Raw genomic sequence first — 346 nt, 5'->3', positions numbered from 1 at the left:
GACGGGAACCGTCACCTTCGATCTTAAAGGCACGTTGGCAGAGCTTAAAAAAGGCCGCGTTGAATTCAGGGCGGACAAGACGGGCGTTGTTCATCTTGTCGTCGGTAAGGTTTCGATGGAACCGGCACAAGTCGCGGAAAATATTAACGTGGTGGTAACCGAAATTAAGCGCAAAAGGCCGCCGGATGTTAAGGGCGAGTTTATCCAATCGGTATCGGTTGCGTCCACGATGGGGCCCGGCGTATGGGTCGCCATAAGAGATCAGGAATAGGAGAAATATATGGCGATATTAGCGAAAAAAATTCAACCGAACAAGACAAAGGCCATTGCGGAACTGAAGGAATCT

Annotated in this window: 1 protein-coding gene; it reads left to right on the top strand. The window is 49.7% G+C overall.

Annotated elements, in window-relative coordinates; translation table 11 throughout:
* On the top strand, positions 1 to 271 hold a 271-nt coding region (locus ACYVTD_RS16735), incomplete at its 5' end, for an uL1 family ribosomal protein (protein WP_461248783.1).
* Positions 272 to 346 lie beyond the last annotated feature (75 nt).

This window comes from Treponema sp. R6D11 (assembly GCF_054786075.1).
This window is presented reverse-complemented; position numbering and strand designations above follow the sequence as displayed.